General features: G+C 61.6%; 23 protein-coding genes. 10 read left to right on the top strand and 13 right to left on the bottom strand.

Annotated elements, in window-relative coordinates:
- Positions 1-93 precede the first annotated feature (93 nt).
- The 6 genes from C8K18_RS07745 (at position 94) to otsA (ending at position 4924) form a co-directional block, all read left to right on the top strand.
- Entirely contained in the window at positions 94-411 is a 318-nt protein-coding gene (locus C8K18_RS07745; RefSeq protein WP_006048427.1) for a YqjD family protein, read from the top strand.
- A gap of 111 nt (positions 412-522) precedes the next feature.
- Complete coding sequence (locus tag C8K18_RS07740; protein WP_107707162.1) at positions 523-804, top strand: hypothetical protein; 282 nt, start codon at positions 523-525, stop codon at positions 802-804.
- Positions 805-1103: 299 nt separating this feature from the next.
- Positions 1104-2504 carry a sigma-54 dependent transcriptional regulator gene (locus tag C8K18_RS07735; protein WP_006048425.1) on the top strand — a complete coding sequence of 467 codons (1401 nt, stop codon included), beginning with the start codon at positions 1104-1106 and terminating at the stop codon, positions 2502-2504.
- Between the two features lie 118 nt (positions 2505-2622).
- The gene (locus tag C8K18_RS33640) at positions 2623-2838 is read left to right on the top strand and encodes a hypothetical protein (RefSeq protein WP_107707161.1); all 216 of its coding nucleotides are present in this window, start codon (positions 2623-2625) and stop codon (positions 2836-2838) included.
- Between the two features lie 153 nt (positions 2839-2991).
- Complete coding sequence (locus C8K18_RS07725) at positions 2992-3264, top strand: hypothetical protein (protein ID WP_107707160.1); 273 nt, start codon at positions 2992-2994, stop codon at positions 3262-3264.
- A 226-nt stretch (positions 3265-3490) separates the two neighbouring features.
- Complete coding sequence (gene otsA, locus C8K18_RS07720; protein ID WP_029970024.1) at positions 3491-4924, top strand: alpha,alpha-trehalose-phosphate synthase (UDP-forming); 1434 nt, start codon at positions 3491-3493, stop codon at positions 4922-4924.
- Between the two features lie 170 nt (positions 4925-5094).
- Here otsA and C8K18_RS07715 read toward each other — a convergent pair whose 3' ends face one another.
- The 5 genes from C8K18_RS07715 to C8K18_RS07695 form a co-directional block, all read right to left on the bottom strand.
- On the bottom strand, positions 5095-6543 hold the full coding sequence (locus tag C8K18_RS07715; protein ID WP_082366951.1) for an MFS transporter: 1449 nt from the start codon (positions 6541-6543) through the stop codon (positions 5095-5097).
- A 148-nt stretch (positions 6544-6691) separates the two neighbouring features.
- Positions 6692-7195 (bottom strand): YbhB/YbcL family Raf kinase inhibitor-like protein, encoded by a 504-nt coding sequence (locus tag C8K18_RS07710; RefSeq protein ID WP_006048419.1) that lies wholly within the window; start codon positions 7193-7195, stop codon positions 6692-6694.
- A gap of 172 nt (positions 7196-7367) precedes the next feature.
- Positions 7368-7814: a very short patch repair endonuclease gene (locus tag C8K18_RS07705; RefSeq protein ID WP_006048418.1), complete on the bottom strand. Its 447-nt coding sequence runs from the start codon at positions 7812-7814 to the stop codon at positions 7368-7370.
- 250 nt (positions 7815-8064) lie between these two features.
- The gene (locus C8K18_RS07700; RefSeq protein WP_258196080.1) at positions 8065-8346 is read right to left on the bottom strand and encodes a hypothetical protein; all 282 of its coding nucleotides are present in this window, start codon (positions 8344-8346) and stop codon (positions 8065-8067) included.
- A 200-nt stretch (positions 8347-8546) separates the two neighbouring features.
- Positions 8547-8816, bottom strand: a complete 270-nt coding sequence (locus C8K18_RS07695; RefSeq protein ID WP_006048416.1) for a hypothetical protein — start codon at positions 8814-8816, stop codon at positions 8547-8549.
- 422 nt (positions 8817-9238) lie between these two features.
- Between C8K18_RS07695 and C8K18_RS07690 the strand changes: the two genes are divergently transcribed.
- Complete coding sequence (locus C8K18_RS07690) at positions 9239-9844, top strand: hypothetical protein (RefSeq protein WP_107707159.1); 606 nt, start codon at positions 9239-9241, stop codon at positions 9842-9844.
- A gap of 71 nt (positions 9845-9915) precedes the next feature.
- Here C8K18_RS07690 and C8K18_RS07685 read toward each other — a convergent pair whose 3' ends face one another.
- The 6 genes from C8K18_RS07685 to C8K18_RS07660 form a co-directional block, all read right to left on the bottom strand.
- Positions 9916-10866 (bottom strand): LysR family transcriptional regulator, encoded by a 951-nt coding sequence (locus C8K18_RS07685; protein ID WP_006048414.1) that lies wholly within the window; start codon positions 10864-10866, stop codon positions 9916-9918.
- 216 nt (positions 10867-11082) lie between these two features.
- Positions 11083-11937, bottom strand: a complete 855-nt coding sequence (locus tag C8K18_RS07680; protein ID WP_232292248.1) for a LysR family transcriptional regulator — start codon at positions 11935-11937, stop codon at positions 11083-11085.
- A gap of 76 nt (positions 11938-12013) precedes the next feature.
- Positions 12014-12691, bottom strand: coding sequence for an ABC transporter permease subunit (locus tag C8K18_RS07675; RefSeq protein ID WP_107707157.1), 678 nt, complete (start codon positions 12689-12691; stop codon positions 12014-12016).
- 1 nt (position 12692) lies between these two features.
- Positions 12693-13430 carry an amino acid ABC transporter permease gene (locus C8K18_RS07670; protein WP_107707156.1) on the bottom strand — a complete coding sequence of 246 codons (738 nt, stop codon included), beginning with the start codon at positions 13428-13430 and terminating at the stop codon, positions 12693-12695.
- 26 nt (positions 13431-13456) lie between these two features.
- Entirely contained in the window at positions 13457-14377 is a 921-nt protein-coding gene (locus C8K18_RS07665) for a glutamate/aspartate ABC transporter substrate-binding protein (RefSeq protein WP_107707155.1), read from the bottom strand.
- A gap of 31 nt (positions 14378-14408) precedes the next feature.
- Positions 14409-15731, bottom strand: coding sequence for a hypothetical protein (locus tag C8K18_RS07660; RefSeq protein ID WP_107707353.1), 1323 nt, complete (start codon positions 15729-15731; stop codon positions 14409-14411).
- A 165-nt stretch (positions 15732-15896) separates the two neighbouring features.
- On the opposite strand from C8K18_RS07660, the gene C8K18_RS07655 reads away from it, so the two are divergent.
- Together C8K18_RS07655 and C8K18_RS07650 are read left to right on the top strand one after the other, a co-directional pair.
- Positions 15897-16823, top strand: a complete 927-nt coding sequence (locus C8K18_RS07655; protein WP_006048408.1) for a LysR substrate-binding domain-containing protein — start codon at positions 15897-15899, stop codon at positions 16821-16823.
- Between the two features lie 148 nt (positions 16824-16971).
- Positions 16972-17667, top strand: a complete 696-nt coding sequence (locus C8K18_RS07650; protein ID WP_029970011.1) for an alpha/beta hydrolase — start codon at positions 16972-16974, stop codon at positions 17665-17667.
- 75 nt (positions 17668-17742) lie between these two features.
- On the opposite strand, the gene dcm is transcribed toward C8K18_RS07650, so the two are convergent.
- A complete protein-coding gene (gene dcm / locus C8K18_RS07645) occupies positions 17743-19017 on the bottom strand; it encodes a DNA (cytosine-5-)-methyltransferase (RefSeq protein WP_181324832.1) in 1275 nt (424 codons plus the stop codon).
- A 323-nt stretch (positions 19018-19340) separates the two neighbouring features.
- Positions 19341-19667, bottom strand: coding sequence for a hypothetical protein (locus C8K18_RS07640; protein ID WP_006048405.1), 327 nt, complete (start codon positions 19665-19667; stop codon positions 19341-19343).
- Positions 19668-19869: 202 nt separating this feature from the next.
- On the opposite strand from C8K18_RS07640, the gene C8K18_RS07635 reads away from it, so the two are divergent.
- Positions 19870-20070: a CsbD family protein gene (locus C8K18_RS07635; RefSeq protein WP_006048404.1), complete on the top strand. Its 201-nt coding sequence runs from the start codon at positions 19870-19872 to the stop codon at positions 20068-20070.
- Positions 20071-20206 lie beyond the last annotated feature (136 nt).

The following is a 20206-nucleotide window of genomic DNA, read 5'->3' as shown; positions in this document are numbered from 1 at the left end:
ATTGCAGCTTGCCCCCGGCACGCGTGCGCTCAGGCCGCGGACACCGCGGACGCCGCGGTCCGCGCGGGCGCTGAACCAGACGAGGAGTGAAAGATGACTGACACGACGCAACAGCTCGCACTCGGCGGCCAGAAGATCGTCCAGGATCTGCGGGTGCTGCTGAAGGATTCGGAAGAAATGCTGCGGCTTGCCGCCAATGTGCCGGGCGAGGGCGTCGGCGCGCTGCGCCAGAAGCTCGGCACCCATGTCGAGACGCTGCAGTCCGCGCTCGGCGACGCGCAGGAAAACGCGCAGCGGCGCTATCGCTTCGCAACCGTCAACACGGAACGCTATGTGCGGCAGAACCCGTGGAGTTCCGTCGCGATTGCGGCTGGCGTCGGCTTCGTCTTGGGCGTGCTGAGCGCGCGCTAGGCGCGGGTTCGGCGTCCGCGGCGTCCGCTGCGGCCGGCTGCGCGGCGCGGCGGTTTGCACTCTCTGCCTCTCTGCATCTAACGATCACAAAACGACCACAAGGAGTTCATGATGGCTCGACCCAAAATTGGCATTTTCGGTGCGCTGATGGCGCTCGGCGGCTACCTCGCGGTGCGTTATGTGCAGCGCAGCCGCGCCGCGCAATCCACCACCGGGCGCGAGTTGAACCGCTGGGAAGACGAGGGCGGCGCGGTTATCACGCCGTCGGCGGCGTCGTCGTCCGCTTCTTCCGCGCAGTCCGGCGCGGGCTCGCCGGCCTCCGCCGGTCCGGGCGCGCATGGGCCGAATGGCTCCTCTCACCCCGACGCCTGGCCGTTCCCGCACAGCAGCTAGACTGCTTTCCCGCCGCGCGCCGCCGCCGATCCGCCGGGCATGCGGCGCGTCTCCGGGACTGTTAAATTGTCTCTATAAAGCCGTATAATAGGTAAATACAGAACAATAGTGCCGATCACGTCGCGATTTATGCGTGTATTGTTGCAATATTGAATGGAATCGGTGACCAAGCGCTGTCGGAAGTTGGCGTACGCTCACTTTGAGACAGGTATGCCCGCCACCCGCGCGAGGTCGTCGGCGCTTTTTCAGCATGCTCGCCGCATGCTGTTCCTCCCACGCTTGCAGGCTTTCGAGACGCGATGCCACATGTACTGATTGTCGATGACGACGCAAGTACCCGCGAGGCGCTTTCCGCCATCATCGGGGAAGACGGTCTGACCACCGCCACCGCGGGCGATCTGCGCGAAGCGCGCATTCAACTGGTCCGGCAGATGCCGGACGTTGTCTTTACCGATCTCAAGCTGCCGGACGGCAGCGGGGTCGAACTGTTCGAAGATCTCGATCCGCGCTCCGGCGTGGAAGTGATCGTGATTACCGGCCACGCCACGGTCGAGTCGGCGGTGAACGCGCTGAAAATGGGCGCCACCGACTACCTGGTGAAGCCCATCAACATGCAGCGCGTGAAGGCGATTCTGTCGCGCCTGCCGCGCGCCGGCGACCTGAAGGCCGAAATCGGCACCTTGCGCGGCGAACTGCGCCGCATGGGCCGCTTCGGTTTGATGCTCGGCAATTCGCCGGCCATGCAGGAGGTCTACGACCAGATCGGCCGTGTCGCGCCGACGGCGGCTTCCGTCATGCTGGTCGGCGAGTCGGGCACCGGCAAGGAAGTGGCCGCGCAGACGCTGCACGAGCTCAGCCTGCGTCGCAAGCATGCGTTTCTGGCGGTGAACTGCGGCGCGATTTCGCCGAATCTGATCGAGTCGGAAATGTTCGGCCACGAGCGCGGCTCGTTCACGGGCGCGGATCGTCAGCACAAGGGTTATTTCGAGCGCGCGAACGGCGGCACGCTGTTCCTCGACGAAATCACCGAAATGCCGATCGAGCTGCAGGTCAAGCTGCTGCGCGTGCTGGAAACCGGCATGTTCATGCGGGTCGGCACGACGAAGGAAATCGAAACCGACGTGCGGCTGATCGCCGCGACCAACCGCGATCCGGAGCAGGCGGTGCTGGAAGGAAAGCTGCGGCTCGACCTCTACCATCGGTTGAATGTGTTTCCGATCAGCCTGCCGCCGCTACGCGATCGCGGCAAGGACGTCGAACTGCTCGCGCAAGCGTTCCTCGAGGAACTGAACGAGCGGCACGGCACAAAGAAGCATTTCCCGCCCGCGGTGAAGGAGATGCTGCTGTCGTATCCGTGGCCGGGGAATGTGCGCGAGCTGAAGAACTACGTGCAGCGCGCGCACATCATGTCGGGCACGGACTCGGACAGCACCGCGACCGTGCCGTTGCAGATCACGTTGTCGAAGCCGGCTGCGGGCACGGCGATCACGATTCCGTTCGGCACGTCGCTCGCTGAAGCCGACCGTCAGTTGATTCTGGCCACGCTCGAGCAGTGCGGCGGCGTGAAGACGCGCGCCGCGGAAATTCTCGGCATCAGCCTGAAGACGCTGTACAACCGCCTCGTGGAATACGGCAACGACGCGCGCGAAGACGGCGATGCCGCCGATGAATCGCGTGCGCTCGGCGGCGCGGACGCTTAACGTCCTGCGCTTAAAGTCCGGCGCGTAAAGTCCACCCGCCGCTTCCCGTCGGGAGCGCGGCGTCGAACGGCACAGCCCTTGCTGCATTCAACACAAATGCATAGCGAGGACCACTGACATGCCGCACTACGCTGCCGCTCCCGCGCTGCCGCTTCGCCAGCACGCGCATCGACCGGAGCCGATCGAGCCGCCGAGTCCAAGCGAGCCGGATACGGTGCCCAATCCGGATCCTGAACCGATCGAACCCGTCGAGCCGCCGATTGGCGACCCGCCTCCGCAGCCCACGCAGACTCCGCAGGCCAGTCGGCGTCCGCCAATCTCTCTGCAACTCTGAATTCCTTGCCGTTCGCGCCTTGGCGGGCGCAGCAAATTTGTGTACATGTTACAAATGCGACGCATGATTTACCGGCAATTCAATGTCGTCGCTCCTAGACTGTGTTGATGCCGCCGCTGCCAGGCGGCGCGGCTTTGCCCGGAGGCATCGATCATGAGACATCCAGCGCTGCGGCGTTCCGCGCGCCATTCCAAGCGCGACAGCCGTTCTACGGACAAGAGCGCTCCACCGCCGGCTTCGTCCGGACCCGTTCCGGACGCTTCGGCCGCCGCGGCCGCTGCGGCCTCGTCCGCGCCGCACCACGATCCGTCCGCGCAGAATCGCGTCGCCCCCGACGCCCCACCTGACGGGGAATACAACCAGGGCGGCGTGCGCCAGGAAGGCCTCGACTACCAGCGCGACCTGGGCTCTGAGCAGGACGCATAAGACTGCTCGGCAGCCCGAGCTTCCAGCCCGAGCAAGACGTTTCCACTTTCATGTGACGAAACGGAAGAAACTCCTTCGCCGCATCATGGCGGCGCGGGTTTGTGCTCGTTTGTCACATTTGCACACATTTTTATTTCCCATTTGCACCGAAACGGCACGCGACTTGCGTGCAATCTTGCCGCACATGTCCGCATGCAACGAAACAACTGAACTAGGTGGAGCACCAATGAGCAGACTGATCGTGGTATCGAATCGTGTCGCGCCGACCCAGGAGGGCCGGCCCGCAGCGGGTGGCCTGGCGATCGGCGTGCTGGACGCGTTGAAGGAAACCGGCGGAGTCTGGTTCGGCTGGAGCGGCGAGACGGTGAGCGAACCGTCGGCGCCGGTAATCGAGAAGCAGGGCAACGTCACGTATGCGACGGTCGGCCTGACCAAGCGCGACTACGACCAGTACTACCGCGGTTTTTCGAATGCGACGCTGTGGCCCACGTTCCACTATCGCAACGACCTCTCGCGCTACGATCGGCAGGAATACGCGGGTTATCAGCGCGTCAATGCGACGCTCGCGAAGCAGTTGAAGGAACTGCTGCGGCCCGACGACATCATCTGGGTTCACGACTATCATCTGCTGCCGTTCGCGCGCTGCCTGCGCGATCTCGGCGTGAAGAATCCGATCGGCTTCTTCCTGCATATTCCGTTTCCGGTTCCCGAGGTGCTGCGCACGATTCCGCCGCACGAGGAACTCGTCAAGGCAATGTGCAGCTACGACGTGATCGGCTTTCAGACGGAGGCGGATCGCCAGTCGTTTGTCGATTTCATCGAGCGCGGTCATCACGGCACCTCGAGCGAAGACGGCATGGTCCACGCGTATAACCGCTTCCTGAAGGTCGCCGCGTATCCGATCGGCATCTATCCCGATGCGATCGCGAAGGCCGCCGAGCAGTTCACCGACCGAAAGCCGGTGCGCAGCCTGCGCGACGGCATGCGCGGACGCAAGCTGATCATGAGCGTCGATCGCCTCGATTATTCGAAGGGGCTCGTCGAGCGCTTCCAGGCGTTCGAACGTCTGCTGCTGAATGCGCCGGGATGGCACGGGCGCGTGTCGCTGGTGCAGATCGCGCCGCCGACGCGCTCCGACGTGCAAACATATCAGCGGATTCGTCAGACGCTGGAAGGCGAGGCCGGCCGCATCAACGGACGCTTCGCGCAGCTCGACTGGACGCCGATCCAGTACCTGAACCGCAAATACGAGCGCAATCTTCTGATGGCGCTGTTCCGTCAATCGCAGGTCGGCTATGTGACGCCGCTGCGCGACGGCATGAATCTCGTCGCGAAGGAATACGTCGCGTCGCAGGACCCGGCCGATCCTGGCGTGCTCGTGTTGTCGCAGTTCGCGGGCGCGGCCGAACAATTGCCGGGCGCGCTCGTCGTCAATCCGTTCGATCTCTCGCAAATGGCCGAGGCGCTCGAACGCGCGCTGTCGATGCCGCTTGCCGAGCGGCAGGCGCGTCACGCCGACATGATGGCGCCGATGCGCGAGAACAACCTGTCCGTGTGGCGCGATACGTTCCTGGCGGATCTGCGTAACGTGGCGACCGCGTCTTCGGTGACGGCCAAAGCGGTAAAGCTCGCTGACGTGACGGCGTCGTCGTCGTCGTAGGAGTTGTGGGCGGCTGCGCGGTTTCTTTGCGTTTGTTAGAAGCCGCGCGAAGCTGATCACGTCGAAGTGAGAGCCTGGAAGAAAGCGTTGGAGCAGAGCAAGGAAAGGGCGCACATCATGCGATGCGCGCCCTTTTCGTATCTGCGTCGTTTGTCGGATGCGTGGCGTCGTTACGCGGCGCGCGTATTGACCCGCTGCATCACGCGCATCGTGCTGACCACGGCGGCCACCGCCGAAAAACCCGCGGCAACATAAAGCGCGATGACCGGCCCGCTGTGCGGCGCGACGCCGAAGATCAGCGCGACGAGCGCCGCGCCGAGCGTCTGACCGGTCAGGCGCGCAGTACCGAGCATGCCGCTTGCGCCGCCGCTGCGTTCGCGTGGCGCGGACGACAGCATCGTGCGGTTATTCGGCGACTGGAAGATGCCGAAGCCCGCGCCGCACAACGCCATGCGCCACGCGATCTGCCAGGCGTCCGGATGCGGGCCGAGCGTCGCGAGCAGGAGCAGGCCGACCGTCATCGCGGCGAGCCCCACGCCGCCGAGCCAGCCCGACGAGACCTTGTCCGACAGCACGCCGGCAATCGGCGCGGCGACGATGATGATCGCGGGCCACGGCGTCATCAGCAGACCGGTGTCGACCTGCGAGAAACCGAGCATGTCCTGCAACATGAACGGCAGCGACACGAACGCGAGCATCTGCGCGCAGAACGAACACACCGACGTGCCGATCGACAGCGCGAAGATCGGAATCCTCAGCAAATCGATCGGCAGCAGCGGCGCGGGGCGGCTCAACTGACGGCGCACGAAGAAGTAGCCGATCACCACCGCGCCGATCAGTTCCACGACGACATAGCCGAGCCGTTCGCCGTGGCCGAGTCCGTCGACGGCGAAAATCAGCAGGCCGAATACGAACGCGTTCATCACCGCGCTCAACAGGTCGTACGGGGAATCGTGGCCGCGGTTCATCGGCAGCGCCTTGAAGCCGCCGATAATCGCCGCAATGCCGATCGGCACATTGATCGCAAACAGCCACGGCCACGGAGCGACCGCGAGCACGCCGGAAGCGACCGTGGGTCCGACTGCCGACGACACCGCAACCACCATCGCGTTGATCGAGACGCCGCGTCCGAGTTGCGTCGGCGGATAGATCATGCGCACGAGCGCCGTGTTCACGCTCATGACGCCCGCCGCGCCGAAGCCCTGCACGACGCGAGCGATCGCGAGCGTCGGCAGCGAGGTCGAGAGCGCGCAACCGAACGAGGCCACCGTAAACAGAATCAGCCCGGCCAGATAGATGCGCCGATAGCCGATGCGGTCGCCAAGCGACGCGAGGGGCAGCAGAGAAATGGTGATGGCGAGTTGATACGCGTTGACGATCCAGATGGAGCCGGCCGCGCTCGCCTGCAAGTTGCGCGCGATGGTGGGCAGCGCGACATTGGCAATCGCGCTGTCGAGCACCGCAAGCGTCAGCGCAAGAGCGATGACGAGCATCGCCCAATAGCGTTGCGGCGTGGGCAGACCGGGTTCGGCATTGGACGGCCGCGCGCTGTCAGGAGCGAGCGTGTCCGCGGCATCCGGCGGTAGGGTCCCGCCGTTGCGGGATGGTTGTGCGTGCATCGGTTGTTCGAGTTGCCTTCAGCGTTCCGCACGAAAGCGCGGCGGGTCGCGACTTATGGCTGCTTTCGCGAAAGGTTCGCGCGCGCTGGGTCGATGCCGCGCCGCTCAATATGATGGCGTGCGTTGCGGCATCGTCCGCAGCTCGCCGCTATTTGAGCTCGTAGAGCCCGGTGTGCGTCGTCGAGTCGATCTCGTTCAGATGAGTCATGAAGCGCGCGACCGCGTTGGTGGTCTCGGCGGTGATGGGCAGGTGCGGCACCTTCAGCGCATGCAGCCGGAAAATGTAGCGATGCGTTCTGTCGCCGCGCGGCGGCGCGGCACCGCCGAAGCCGACCGTGCCGTAATCGTTGCGCACCTGCAGCGCGCCTTGCGGCAGCAGCGAGCCGTCGGCCTTGCCGGCGTTGCGCGGCAACGAGCGTGCGTCCGCGGGAATGTTGACCACGACCCAGTGCCAGAAGCCGCTGCCCGTTGGCGCGTCGGGATCGTGCACGGTGAGCGCGAAGCTTTGCGTGTCGGCCGGCGCGCCTTCCCATTGCAGCGCGGGCGAGATGTTTTCGCCGTCGACGCCGAATGCCTTGTCGTCGTATTCGTGCGCCTTCGGCATGAAGCCGCTATTGGGAAAATCGTCGGACCACAGACGGAAATCAGCCATTGTGTGCCTCCCTTGCTGGCGGGTTTGATGGCCGAAGCGAGCACCGTGAGTGCCGTGCCGGCGTGAAAGTCGGCGGGCTTAAGTCGCTTCGGGTTAGCCAGTCGAGTGTATCACCGAGGGCTTTCGGTTCGCTCGCCAAACCGCGCGTAGCAGGCGGTGGGCAAGGGCGCTTTCAGGCGCGTTCTTCGAAGCTCGGCGCGTCGCTCTTCAGCCATTCGACGAGACGCGTCAGCACGCCCTCGATGTCGCGATTCGCGCCGCGCAACGCGCATTCCCACACGACGCCGACGCGCCAGCCGGCCGCGAGCAGCGCGGCGCGCACCTTGTCGTCGTTCGCGCGGTTACGGCCGATCTTCTCGCGCCAGAACTCGGGGCGCGTCTGCGGCCATTTGAAAAGAGGGCAGTCGTGACCATGCCAGAAGCAGCCATGCACGAGCACGACGGCGCGGTAGCGAGGCAGCACGATGTCGGGGCGCCCCGGCAAGTCGCGCGCATTCAGGCGAAAGCGAAAGCCCTGCCGATGCAGCAGGCTGCGGATCAGCACTTCGGGCTTCGTATTGCGGCCGCGAATGCCGGACATCATGCGGCTACGCGTGGCGCTGTCGACGATATCGACCATGCTAGCGCGGCGAGTTTGCGCAGCCCGAACAAGTCGGCGTGCAGGGAAGGCGCTTGTGTCGATTCATGCGATGGCTCCTGAAGCAGTGCAATAAGCAGCGTTGCCTACGCTGGAGCACGATGCGCGCCACTTCGGGCGACGCCGGGATTCGATTGAAACCGCGCGCAGGCAAGCCGGCGTATGCCGGCATCCGGCAGTTTACGCAAAATCGCTTGCACCGCGCGCGTATTGGAGACGAGCGGTGGCGTCGTCAGGATCGACGTACCAGCATGCACAGGCTTTGCAAGCTGTGCAGACCCGCGTCATAACCTTCGAGCGTATGGCCGAGGAGCACTCTGCGCGCCATGCGTCTTTGCTCGAAGCTCTTCCTCTCGTCGCTTGTCGGCACCCAGTAAATGCCGGTGCGGGCCTCCTGTATATGGCGGACCGTGCCGGCGTCGACGAGCTGACTCAGCGAAGCCTTGATTTGCCGTGTGCTGCTGTTCAACTGATTCGCGAGCGCGACGCAGGTATAGCGCACGCCTGGTGTCATGATGGCGTCGAGACTCGACGCAGTCAGTCTTCTGCGTTTTGCTGCCTCCTCTTTTGCATGTGTGTCCTTTGCGTGTCTATCTGTTGCCTCGTTATCCCGGTTCATAGTCGACGCCTCTCTTCTTGCTGCGTTAGCAGTGCTGGATCGTCTTTACATCGCGTGCCGGAACGCGCGTTCTCCGGCCGCGCCAATAAGACCGCCTATTGAGCGGCGTCTGCGGGAACACCGTCGCGAGCAGCGGCGACGGCGGCGTCGCGCTCTTTCGCTGCGGCCGCTTTCTGCCGCATATACACGCGCTTGGCGGCGGCCACTTTGCCGTCATATACGTGATTAGCCGCGGAAATGCGCTCGTGCATCTGCACGATCTGATCGCTTGTACCCGGCGATGTTTTATTCGCCGGGGTTTGTGCCCAGGATGTCGACGCCGCGCTAATCATGCAGAACAACAGAGTGGAAACGATTTTCTTCATGGGCGCTCCTGCTGAAAAAAAGCGGCCGCCTTAGCGGCCGCGAAAGTCCACCACTCAGACCTTGGTAAGTGGCGGCTCGGGGTTCGTTACTCGCTGCAACGTGTTGGAAAGTTAATGCAAGCGAACCGTCGGCGGAAGAAGCGGAATGGCGTACGCGTAAAGCAAAAGCGAACGCGGTTCATTGAAAGCGATATGGATCTGTTGCGGCGACGCGCGTGCGTATGCGGAATGGAGCGCCCGGCTCCTTGCTGTGTTGTTCGGAAGCGATTAACGCGTTCAGCATTATGTTGCTTCACAGCGTGCATGGGCTCGCGATACGTTCGCTGCTGGCAGTCAACAGGCGACCGGTTAATTAAAGCGCTGATGTTGTCGAGGACTGCCCACCACACCTACTCACTATGAAATTGAAATCGGAGCAAGTTATGCGTGCACTTACAGCGCAATCGTCGAGTATGTTAAACCTCGCCTTTGCCGCGGCATTATTGCTGGGCTATCCGGCAGCAAGTCGCGCGCAAGACGATCGGACACCTGCACCGGCAAGCGCACCGGGTGCGCAAATGGTCGCCTGGCTCACCAGCCGTATCGTCAATATCGACGCGCAGATGAACCGTATCACCGTGCAGGGATCGCACGGCGAGATAGTAGTGATGGAGGTCGATCCCGAGGTGGCCGATATCAGGCTGCTCAAGGTCGGCGACGAGATACAGGTCCAATACAAAAGCGCGCTGTTGTTGTCGGCGGAAAAGGTGGCGGCCAAGGGCGTGCGCTCGCGAGTCGAAGAAGAATCCGCCAGGCCCATATCGCACAGCATGGCCGTGAAGCTGCGCAAGGTCGACGTGGTCGCGACCGTGCAAAGCATCGACCGCAAGAATCGCCAGGTCGTATTGCGCGGACCCTCGCGCAGTATGCTGCTGCAAATTGCCCCGAACGTACCCCTCGACAAGATCGCGGTAGGCGACAGCGTGCACGCGACATATAGCGCTGAGACGGCGGTTCTCATCACACGCGGCGGCAAGCCGATTCGCTAATCGTTATGATGAGCCGGCGGTGAAGCGTAAAGCCGAGTACAGCCGCCGGCGTTGCACGACAATGGCGCGAACTAAAACAGCCGCTCAGTCGATTGCAGAACCCGCTTTGCTTCTACGCTTCCTGTGTTGTCGCTATCGCGGATGGTCTCCAGAAGTATGTCGATAAGGCAATTTGCCGCCGCGCTTTGAGGATGGCCGAGGCGCGAAACGATTCCGATGGATGTATCTTCGAGTTCTTCTCTCAGCGGGAACGCGCAGAACTTGAAGCGCGTCACACACAGTTCCGCGAGTGGCCACGGGAAGATACTCACTGCGTCGGTTCTTTGCAGTACCGATGCGGCCACCATCAATGAATGCATGTAGTGAACGTTACGCGGTTCCGGCAAGCCATTGCGATAGAACATTTTCTTCGAGAGCCGGCACTCCATGTCCGAGTCGAGGCACACCAGCCAATCGGCATCCATCAGATCCGCAAGAGAGCGGGACTGCGCGAGTGGATGTCCACGCCGCGCGACCACGGTCAGGCCGCACGACAAGAGCGGGCGGAAATTGAATTCCGTGTTGACCGTATCGGGAGCCTGCTGGCCCACGAATACTTCGACGCTGCCATCGCGCAAACGCGGATAGGCGATCGACATGAGGCCTTCGAACATCTCGAGTTGCACATTCGGCATCAGCTTGCGGAACTGAATGAATATCTCGGGAAGAAAACATAAAGCTATCCACGGCGTGATCGCGAGCGACAGTTTTCCGCACGGCTCGCCGCGCATCTCATTCAAAGCGCCATGCGCGCGTTCTACTTGCGACACGATAAGTCTTGCATGAGGGAGCAGCGTATTGCCGCATTCCGTCAACGTCGCCCCTGACGATGCGCGCACGATCAAAGGCGCGTTGACGCGGTCTTCGAGATCTTTCAGCGCCTGCGTGATGGCGGAGGGCGACAATCCCAATGCCCTGGCTGCGCCGCGAACGCTGCCGGCGTCTGCAATGGCGACGAGCGCGCGAAGTTGATGGTTCTTCATCGTGTCCTCACCGTTTGAAGGTATGCATGACTAATTGTCAAAACTGTTTGACGATTCAGGCGATTTGTTGGCAGTGCCCTTTCGCAGTGCCTTTGTTGTGTAGCGGTTCAGGAGGTATTTGAAGTTTGCGTTGATGCTGCGCAACGCCTTTGCGATTATGACCGTGGCGAATGCACGGCGCCATCGTCCCAGAAATAATTCTGGATTAACGTGCAGTTATCGTTCGCTGGCTCGGGTTCGCCTGGCGATTTCAATGGCCGTCTCGAGTACCACACATCTTCTGGTTTGAGCGCGCCAGAAAGCGACCAGCCGTCGAGCGGGAATGTCCGCGAGAATTATGCGATTTAACTCACAGGATGCCATTAAGTCCTCTGGGACATGTTCTGGCAATAGCGCAATCGCTCCGCTAACCGACGCCATTCGCAATGACAACTCGAGCGAGTCGCATTCGATCGACGGCTGTATCGCACAACCGAGCACGCGCTCCACATAACGCCGCACGCCGAAGTGACGAGGCGGCAGCACCAGCTTCAACTCCGACAAACGCGACATGGCTTCGCGGCTGACATCAGTCCGCGCGCTGTGGTAAAGCGCGAGGCGTTCTTCGTGAAGCTCGACGCTTTGAAGGTCGGTCGTGCTCAACTCGGTGGAATAAGCCAGGCCGAGATCGGCCGTGCCGCGCAACACCATTTCAACGACGCTACTGGAAGTGCTGCATTGCAAAGAGAGACGCGTCTGCGGATAGACTCGCAAGAGTTCGCGGCCGAGGCTCGGTACGAAGTGTCCAACCAGTGTGTCCACTGTGGCAATGCGCAGCGACAGTCCCCAGCCGGGCCCATGCGCGGTGGCGTGCGAAACCGACTGGTCCAGCGCGTCGAGAAGCGGCTCTACCGCCCGAAACAACGCTTCGCCATCCGACGTCAGTTGCATTCCGCGACCGTGCCGCCTGAATAGCGCGTGGCCGAGTTTCGATTCGAGCGACTGAATATGCCGGCTCAAGGCCGGCTGCGTGATGCCGACCGCTTCAGCCGCCGCGCGCAGCGAATGGAACTTCGCGACGGCGACGAACATGCGCAATTGCGTGTCGTGGCTGGTACTCATCGTGATGGCGCGTGTCCATGCCGTTTAGAAACGTCTTTCAATGCAATCATTTTGCGAGCCTCGTGCGAACGCAATGAGTGATCGCGATCATCATCGTGGTGATCGCCCAGTAAGCCACGCCCGCAACGATCAGCACGGGGACGATGGTGCCGTCGCGTTCGCCGATTGCCGTCAGGCGCCTGAAGAAATCGCCCAGCGCGATCACATAGACGAGCGACGTGTCCTGAAAGATGACGATGCACTGTGTAAGCGCAAGCGGCACCATCGCGCGAAACGCCTGCGGCAGAATCACATAACGCAGCGTCTGCATGGATGTCATGCCGAGTGCGTATCCCGCCTGAAGCTGTCCGCTCGGCAAGCCGGCGATGCCCGCGCGAATGATTTCGCAGAAGAACGCCGCCTCGAGTAACGAATAAGCAGTCAGTGCCGAAACGAGCCGCAAGTCGACCGTGGACGGAAGATTGAAGAGCGCCTTCAGCAGTTGCGGCACGATCAGGTAGAACCACAACAACAGCATGACGAGCGGAATCGATCGGAATAGCGCTACATAGGTTTGCGTAAAGAGCCGCAGTGCGCGATTCGCCGACAAACTGAATATCGCGAGTACCGTGCCCCAGGCGAGACCGACGAGAATCGCGACAACGGTAATCTGCAATGTGACCTGCATGCCTGAGAGCAACACGTCTCTCGAGTCGACGAGCCCTTGCCAGTCCATCTCGAACATATCAAGTCCCGATCATTCCGTGCAGCGCAGTGCGCCGGCGAATCCAGCGCATGCCGCGCAGAATCGCGAAGTTGAGTGCCATATAGGCAAGCGTCACGCAGATAAACGATTCATACGGCTGCGCGGTGTAGTCGACAAGTTGCCGCGCCTGACCCGACAGTTCGAGCAAACCGATCGTGGAAGCCACAGCAGAGTTCTTGGATATGATCAGGAACTCGGATGTCAGCGGGCCGAGTATCGTGCGAAACGCGACAGGCAGCAGAACATGGCGATAGGCCTGGGCTCGCGTGAGCCCGAGTGCGAACGCCGCATGGAACTGTCCCACGGGTCGCGCCTGTATGCCCGCGCGCACTTGCTCACAGATTCGCGAACCCGTGTACACGCCGAGCGATACAACCGACGCAATCAGAAACTGCGGATGAGAGGGCAGGCTCTTGAACCAGTCTCCGGCAGCGGTGGGCAGTACTTCTGGCACGACGAAGAACCAGATGAAGAACTGCACGATCAGCGGTACGCCGCGAAAGATTGAAACATAGGCCGCACTCGCCGCATTTGCCGCGCGGTTCGGCAAGGTGCGCATGACGCCGAATACGGTGCCTATCGCAAGTGCAAGCGAGAAGGCAAGCAAGGTCAATTCGACGGTATTCACGAGTCCGGAGAAGAGCCAGTCCAGATAAGTGGCGGGCTCGCCGGTCGCGACCGGCTGCAGCAGCACACCCCAGTGCCATCTGTAATCCATTGAATGCCTCTAGCCTGCGACGCGGCTCACGATGTCGGCTTGTCGCCGGGGTTGGCGAACAGAGTCTTCATTCGCGGCGACAGCGGTACACCGAGATTGAGCTGCTTCGGCGGAATCGGCTGCTCGAACCAGCGCGTGTACATCTTCGCGGCCAGGCCGGACTTCTGGGCGTCGGCGATCGCGGCGTCCATGATGGCTTTCATCGGCGCGTCGTTTTTGCGCAGCATGCAGCCGTACGCCTCGTAGCTCTGCGGCGTGCCGACAATTTCATAGTCATTGGGATTGCGCGTTTTGGCGCGTTCGCCGGCGAGCAACGCGTCGTCCATCATCATGGCTTTCGCGCGGCCCGTGGTCAGCATGAGAAACGATTCGGCATGGTCTTTCGCGCTGATGATGTCCATGTTCATCGACTTCTCGGCATTCATCTTGCGCAGGATCTTTTCCGAAGTAGTGCCCGCGCCGACCACGACGGTTTTGTCTTTCAGATCGTCGAAGTCCTTGATGCCCGACTTCGTGTTGACGAGCAGACGCGTGCCGATAATGAAGAAGCTGTTTGAAAAGGACACTTGCCGCGCGCGCTCGGCGTTGTTCGTCGTGCTCGTGCATTCGAAGTCGATCGTGCCGTTCTGAAGCAGCGACATGCGGTTCTGCGAAGTGATCGGAATAGTGCGGACCTTCAGGTCCGGAAGTTTCAGATCTTTTCTGATACGCTCGATAACCAGATTCGCGACGTCGATCGAGTAGCCGATCGGCTTTTGATTCGCGTCGTAGTAGGAGAACGGAACCGACGCATCGCGGTAGCCAATGGTAATCACTTTGTCTTCGCTTACTTTCAGAAGCGTGCCCGTGAGCGCGGGTTCCGCCGCCTTCACGCCATGAAGCTGAAGCGCGCTCGATGTTGCAATTGCAACGGTGACGATGGCGCGGGCGAAGTACTCTCGTTTCATCGTTGTCTCCACGGTCTTCATTATCTTTGCTTCAGCGTGCGCCGGTAATCTGCGAAACGTCGATCACATACATCTGGCGTTCACCCTCGTGAACGGAATCGATGCACACGGCGAGACCGTCGCGATTCCAGCGCGGGTGCAAGTCGCAGCGGTTTTCTTTTTTCAGCTCCGGCGGTGCATGGAATTCGCCGATCTCATAGCGCACGCCTTCACGCATGTCGTAGATAAACAGAATGCGTGTGTTGGTCCGCGAATCAGGATAGGTGTCGGATAACAGCCAGCGCGTGTCGACCGGCGAAAAGCTCATATGCCCGTTCTCGGTCAGCAGGTCGCGGCCGATCACTTCCACCTGGCCGTCGTCGGCGTCTTCATACAGATGATAGTGAATGCTGCCGGCGTGCGGGCTCCATGCGACGACGTGCGCATCGTCTTGCCACAACGGGTGCGAGATCTGGTATTCGGACTTCTCGTAGTCGAACGTGCCGACTGCGGACGGATCGAAATCATCCGCCAGTTGCGGCAGCGGATGGTCCGAGCATTCGAGCAGGCGCATGCCGGAGCCGTCGGCGTTCATCGTAATCAGCCGGTGCAGGAAGCACGTTTCGTCGGCGGTGCGCTCCGTCCAGCGGTGCAAAAACAGCATGCGCGACGACGCAGGATTGATCTCGATGTGGCTTACCCAGTGGATCGCGCGCTCCATCGACGCAACCGGGTGGAACTCGCGCAAATCGTCATAGCTGACAATCAATGCAGTCTCGCCGGTTGCGAGATCGAGGCGATGGATGCCGTCGTCTGCCGGCGCCAGCTCTAACGTGAATGGACCGCCATGCTCCGCGTAGCCTATCGTTTCGTGCGTCACATAGAGGCGCCGGTAATCGACGCAAAGCGCATAGCGGCTATCGGGTGCGCATACATAAACGGGCATTGAAAGCGCCGTCTTTTTCCGGCTGCCGATGTCGAAAACAATCGCGCCGAAACCTGGGTAACGCGCCGACATATCGTCGGTACGTATGTTGTAAATGAACTTGTGGCCGGGCTCGCCGTCGAGCCATTGCAACTGGCAGCCCATTTGCCAGTTCCATGCGGTGGTTGTGTCGATCGCATGAAAAAGTTCGCCATCCTTAAGGTCGAAGTACCCGACGTTGGCTTGCAAGTCCGGCGTAAGCGGCGCATCCATCATTGCGACCTCGTTGCCGAGCAGATAGCGGCCCGTGCGATCCCACGCGCTCTTGTTGTAATAGCCGAAGAAATGATGCTGCTCGCCGCCGCGTAGCCGCTGGATAGGACAGGTGCGCCGAACGGTTCGTGCGCGGTGGCCAGGGCGGTCAGCAATGCAAAGCGGCGAGGCGATCATGAGCGGCCAAAGGCAAAGAATGCAGACAAAGCGCCGACGGTTCATGCCGGCGCGAAGAGTGGCAGAAGAATATCGCCGCTCGGCGACGCCGGACAATTCATTTTTGCGGTACGGCTATTCGCGTTTGGTATAGTCAGCCGTCCTAGTCGATTGGATTTCCTCTACATGACGCGGCCATTGAACTTCCAGCAGATTCAGGCGTTCCGCGCCGTCATGCAGATGGGTACGACGACCGGCGCCGCTGCGGCGCTCAATACGACTCAGCCGTCCGTCAGTCGCCGCCTCGCTGAACTGCAAAGCTCTTCGGGCCTGAAACTGTTCGAGATGCACCACGGCAGGTTGAGACCGACAAGCGAAGGACAACTGCTGTACAAGACGGTGCAGAAGCATTTCAACGGTCTGGAGAACATCGAGTCCGTGGTCTCGATTCTGCGCAATTCGGGGACGGGCGCACTGCATATCGGCTGCACGCCGACGCTCGGCAGCGGCCTTTTGCCGCAGGTCATCCGCGAGTTCCGCTCGCGTTTTCCGCAAACGTATCTGAACTTGCAGACGGCCGCTACGCCGCAATTGACCGACCTGCTGCGTCAGGATCTGTTCGATCTGATACTAACTACCGGCAAGCTCGACGAACTCGACTTCGAGACCGAGATCATCAAGACGGTGCCGGCCGTATGCGTGCTGCCGCCTGGTCATCGGTTGAAAGATCAGTCCACGGTTCATGTGGAGGCGCTGCGCGGCGAGCCCTTGCTCTCGCTTGGAGAGATGGACGACCTGACCATCGCGATCAAGGCGGTGCTGGCTGCGCACGATATGCCGGTCGACTTTGCGATCCAGACCACGTCGTCCATCACCATCTGTGCGCTCGTGAGCGCGGGCATTGGCGTGGCAATCGTCAATCCGTATGTGGCGAGCACCTATGCCGGTCAGTTGCTGGTGAAACCGTTCGAGCCGACGATCGATGTGCCGGTGCGCATGGCGATGCCCGCGCACACTGCGCCATCGCTATTGAGCCGGCATTTCATCGATGTTCTGCGCGCGCATCTGGACACGATCGCCGGGTCCGCGCTCGACGTCTCCGCACGCCGATAAACTTTCTCGTTGTTCCGTTTCATTGGACCTATGATGTTTTCACCGCTGTCTTTGCGACAGCGGTTGACACGTCGCGTGCAAACTTCGGAGACGATCAATGCCGTGGTGAGCGCAGAGCCATTACGAATCGAACAACAGGAGTGCTGTCATGAGCAATCAGCCTGCGATCTTGCTGGTCCACGGTTTTTGGGGAGGAGCCGCCCATTGGAGCAAAGTCATCGTCGAGCTTGCGCGTCAAGGTCACGAATCGATTCGCGCCGTTGAATTGCCGCTGACCTCGCTTGCTGACGACGTCGAACGAACCAGCAAGATGATCGCCCAGATCGGCGGACCGGTCTTGTTGGTCGGTCATTCGTATGGAGGCGCGGTCATCACGCAGGCGGGCAATCATCCGAACGTGACGGGGCTCGTGTATATCGCGGCGTTCGCGCCGGATACGGGGGAGAGTCCGGGCGGCATCACGCAGCAGCGTCCGCCAGAGGCGGCCGCCAATCTCGAGCCGGACAGCGACGGTTACCTGTGGATCAAGCCGGAGAAATTCCGTCAAAGCTTCTGTCAGGACCTGAGCGCCGATGAGGCGCTTGTCATGGCCGTCACGCAGAAGGCGCCATTAGCGGGAACGTTCGGAGACCCAATCACTTCGGCGGCATGGGCGCGGAAACCATCGTGGTATCAGATTTCCAGCGAAGACCGAATGATTCATCCGGAGAACCAGAAGATGATGTCCGCGCGGCTCAACGCAAGAAAGATCGTGACGCTTGCGGCTAGTCACGCGTCGCTCGCGTCGCGGCCCACGGAGGTCGCGGCGCTGATTCACGAGGCCGCGACGCAGCCGACAAGCTGAGTTTACGGACGAGTCTTGCGGCCACGCGGTTCTGTCCACGCCGACTACGCGACAGGACCGCGTGTGTGCAAGCGACTATGCGCGCAGTGCTACTTTTGCGCGCTTCGCTTGAACGTCTTGCCCGAGCAGCGCACCGATATGCGGCGCCATGATGCGCGCCACTTCCTGCATGACCGGCACCACCACGCTGTTGCCGAACTGACGATACGCCTGGGTGTCGCTCACGGGAATCACGAAGTCGTCGGGAAAGCCCATCAGACGGGCGCACTCGCGCGGCGTCAAGCGGCGCGGCCGTTCGCCCTGGCCTTGCGCGAGAAGAATCTCGGAGCCGTCCTTGTGGTAACGCGCCGACAGCGTGCGTGTGACGCTTTGCGGTGTGACCAACCCGAAGCCGAACCCGTTGCCAGCGGCGCGATGTTTGTCGGCGTAGGCCTGCAAGTACGCCCACAGATTCGGCGTCAACGTGTACTTCGGCTGAACCTTGCGCTGAACGTGATCGAAGAAACGCTCGCCGTCGTGCGGCAACAGCGGCTCGCTGCCGTCGGTCTTGTGCAGGATCGACGCGAGGCGCGGCCCGATTGCGGGCAAGCGCAGGTCGTCGAAAGAAAATTCGGTGCCCGAACGAAACCCGATAATCACGATTCGCTCGCGATGCTGCGGCGTGAAATGCTGCCCGTCGATGACCTTATAGTGCACGTCGTATTTCAACTCGTCGCGCAATACTTCGAGAATCGTTCGAAACGTATTGCCCTTATCGTGCGACATGAGGTTCTTGACGTTCTCGAGCACGAACGCGGCCGGACGTTTTGCATCGATAATGCGTGCGACGTCATAGAAGAGCGTGCCTTGCGTCGTGCATTCGAAACCATGCGGGCGGCCGAGCGAATTCTTCTTGCTCACGCCCGCGATGCTGAACGGCTGGCATGGAAAGCCGGCGAGCAGCACGTCGTGCGGCGGAATCTCGTCTTCCGCGAACGAAACGATGTCGCCGACGAACTGATGCGAGTCGTCGGCGTCGCGATGATTCTGCTGATACGTCTTCTTCGAGAACTCGTTCCATTCGCTCGTGAAGACGCACTGACCGCCATGTGCTTCAAAGCCGCGCCGAATCCCGCCGATGCCGGCAAAGAGATCGATGAAGCGAAAAGCCGGCGCGCCTTGCGCGAGCCCGCTGCGTGATTTCGTTCGCAGCATTTCACGCAACGCCGCTTGCGCAATCCGCGGGCAACTCTGATCGGTCTTCCAGCGGCGAATGGTTCGAACGTTTTTTCCGCAGCGTGCCGCGATTTCGGCCTGGCTATAGACCTGCAACGCTTGAGTGAGCAGGTCGTGGCTCGTCGCCAGGGTCATGTCGCGTGTCATGTGTTTTTCGCTGGGAATTTTGGCGGACATTTTGACCGTTCGATAACCGCCTGTCCAGGAATTTTGGGGCGCGATGTGGCGCGCCGGAACGTCGGCGGCGAAATGCGCTTGTCACGGTTGGATGTGTACGCTAGCAGCGTGACGCGAAGTCCCTGCGTTGCGACGTGTTCAGGCCGCGGCATGGTTCGCGGCCGTTTTTTTAGGGCGAGAAGGTCGTCGGCGACGGCGCATCGCCGTCGTTCGCGCGGCGGGCCGCGTCAGGCCGGCTGCGCTAGGCCGGGCCGCGTGAGGCAAGCGCGATGAAGCGGCGGCTAGACGGGGTGCCCCGCGCCGGATTCGTGCGTCGGCGGAAAGAGCGCCGCGGTCGCGGGCGCGAGTTCGTCCCACGGGACGGGCGGCTCGGCCTCGAACTGGTCGAGTTGGAGCAGGAGGCTGTCGACTGCGCAGAGCTGCGGGTGCGTGAGGCTGCCCGTATCGAGCAGCTTGTAGAGGCGCTCGCGCCAGTAGGCCGGCGCCAGGATCGGTCCGGCGAGGTCGCCTTGCAGCGACAGTCGCATGACACGCGCGATGTGCGTGATGTCGCCGTCGATCAGCGCGGCTTTCGACGATGCCGACAGGTTGATGGGTGTGCGGTCCATGGCTCCTCCATGGCCGCTATTACGGCCGGCTGAAGGGAAACTTTAGGGCTTCCGCGAAAAATATTCCTGCGGTTGGCGGCGCGCGGGCATTCCGCCCGCTTATGCGTGGCCGTTTCGGTCCGAAGAATGGCGGGCATGGCCGTTGCTCGATCCGGTTACTGGCGCAATATCGCGTCGGCATTGCTTTCAACCGGAGTCGAAGATGAACAAGGACCAGGTAAAAGGGGTAGGCGAACAGGTGAAGGGCAAGATCAACGAAGCCGTGGGCAAGGCAACCGATAACCCCGGCAAGGAACTCAAGGGCGATCTCCAGCAGGGCGCGGGCAAGGTTCAGCAGAGCTACGGCGACGCGAAGGAAGACGCCAAGGACGCCAGGGACGAAGCCAAGCGCAACAACCCGTAATCCCGTGTGATGCGGTTTGACGAAAGGGCGCCTCGGCGCCTTCAGACTGCTGACAAAGTACCCCCCAAAGCCTGGCCACGCGCCGGGCTTTGTCGTTTAATGGGCGTCATGCTCAGGAAACCGACACCCATGCAGC

Origin of the sequence: Paraburkholderia sp. GV068 (genome assembly GCF_003058125.1) — a bacterium.
In the GTDB taxonomy this organism is placed as follows: Bacteria; Pseudomonadota; Gammaproteobacteria; order Burkholderiales; family Burkholderiaceae; genus Paraburkholderia; species Paraburkholderia graminis.
Note: the sequence above shows the minus strand (reverse complement) of the source record. Positions and strands in the feature narration are given on the sequence as shown.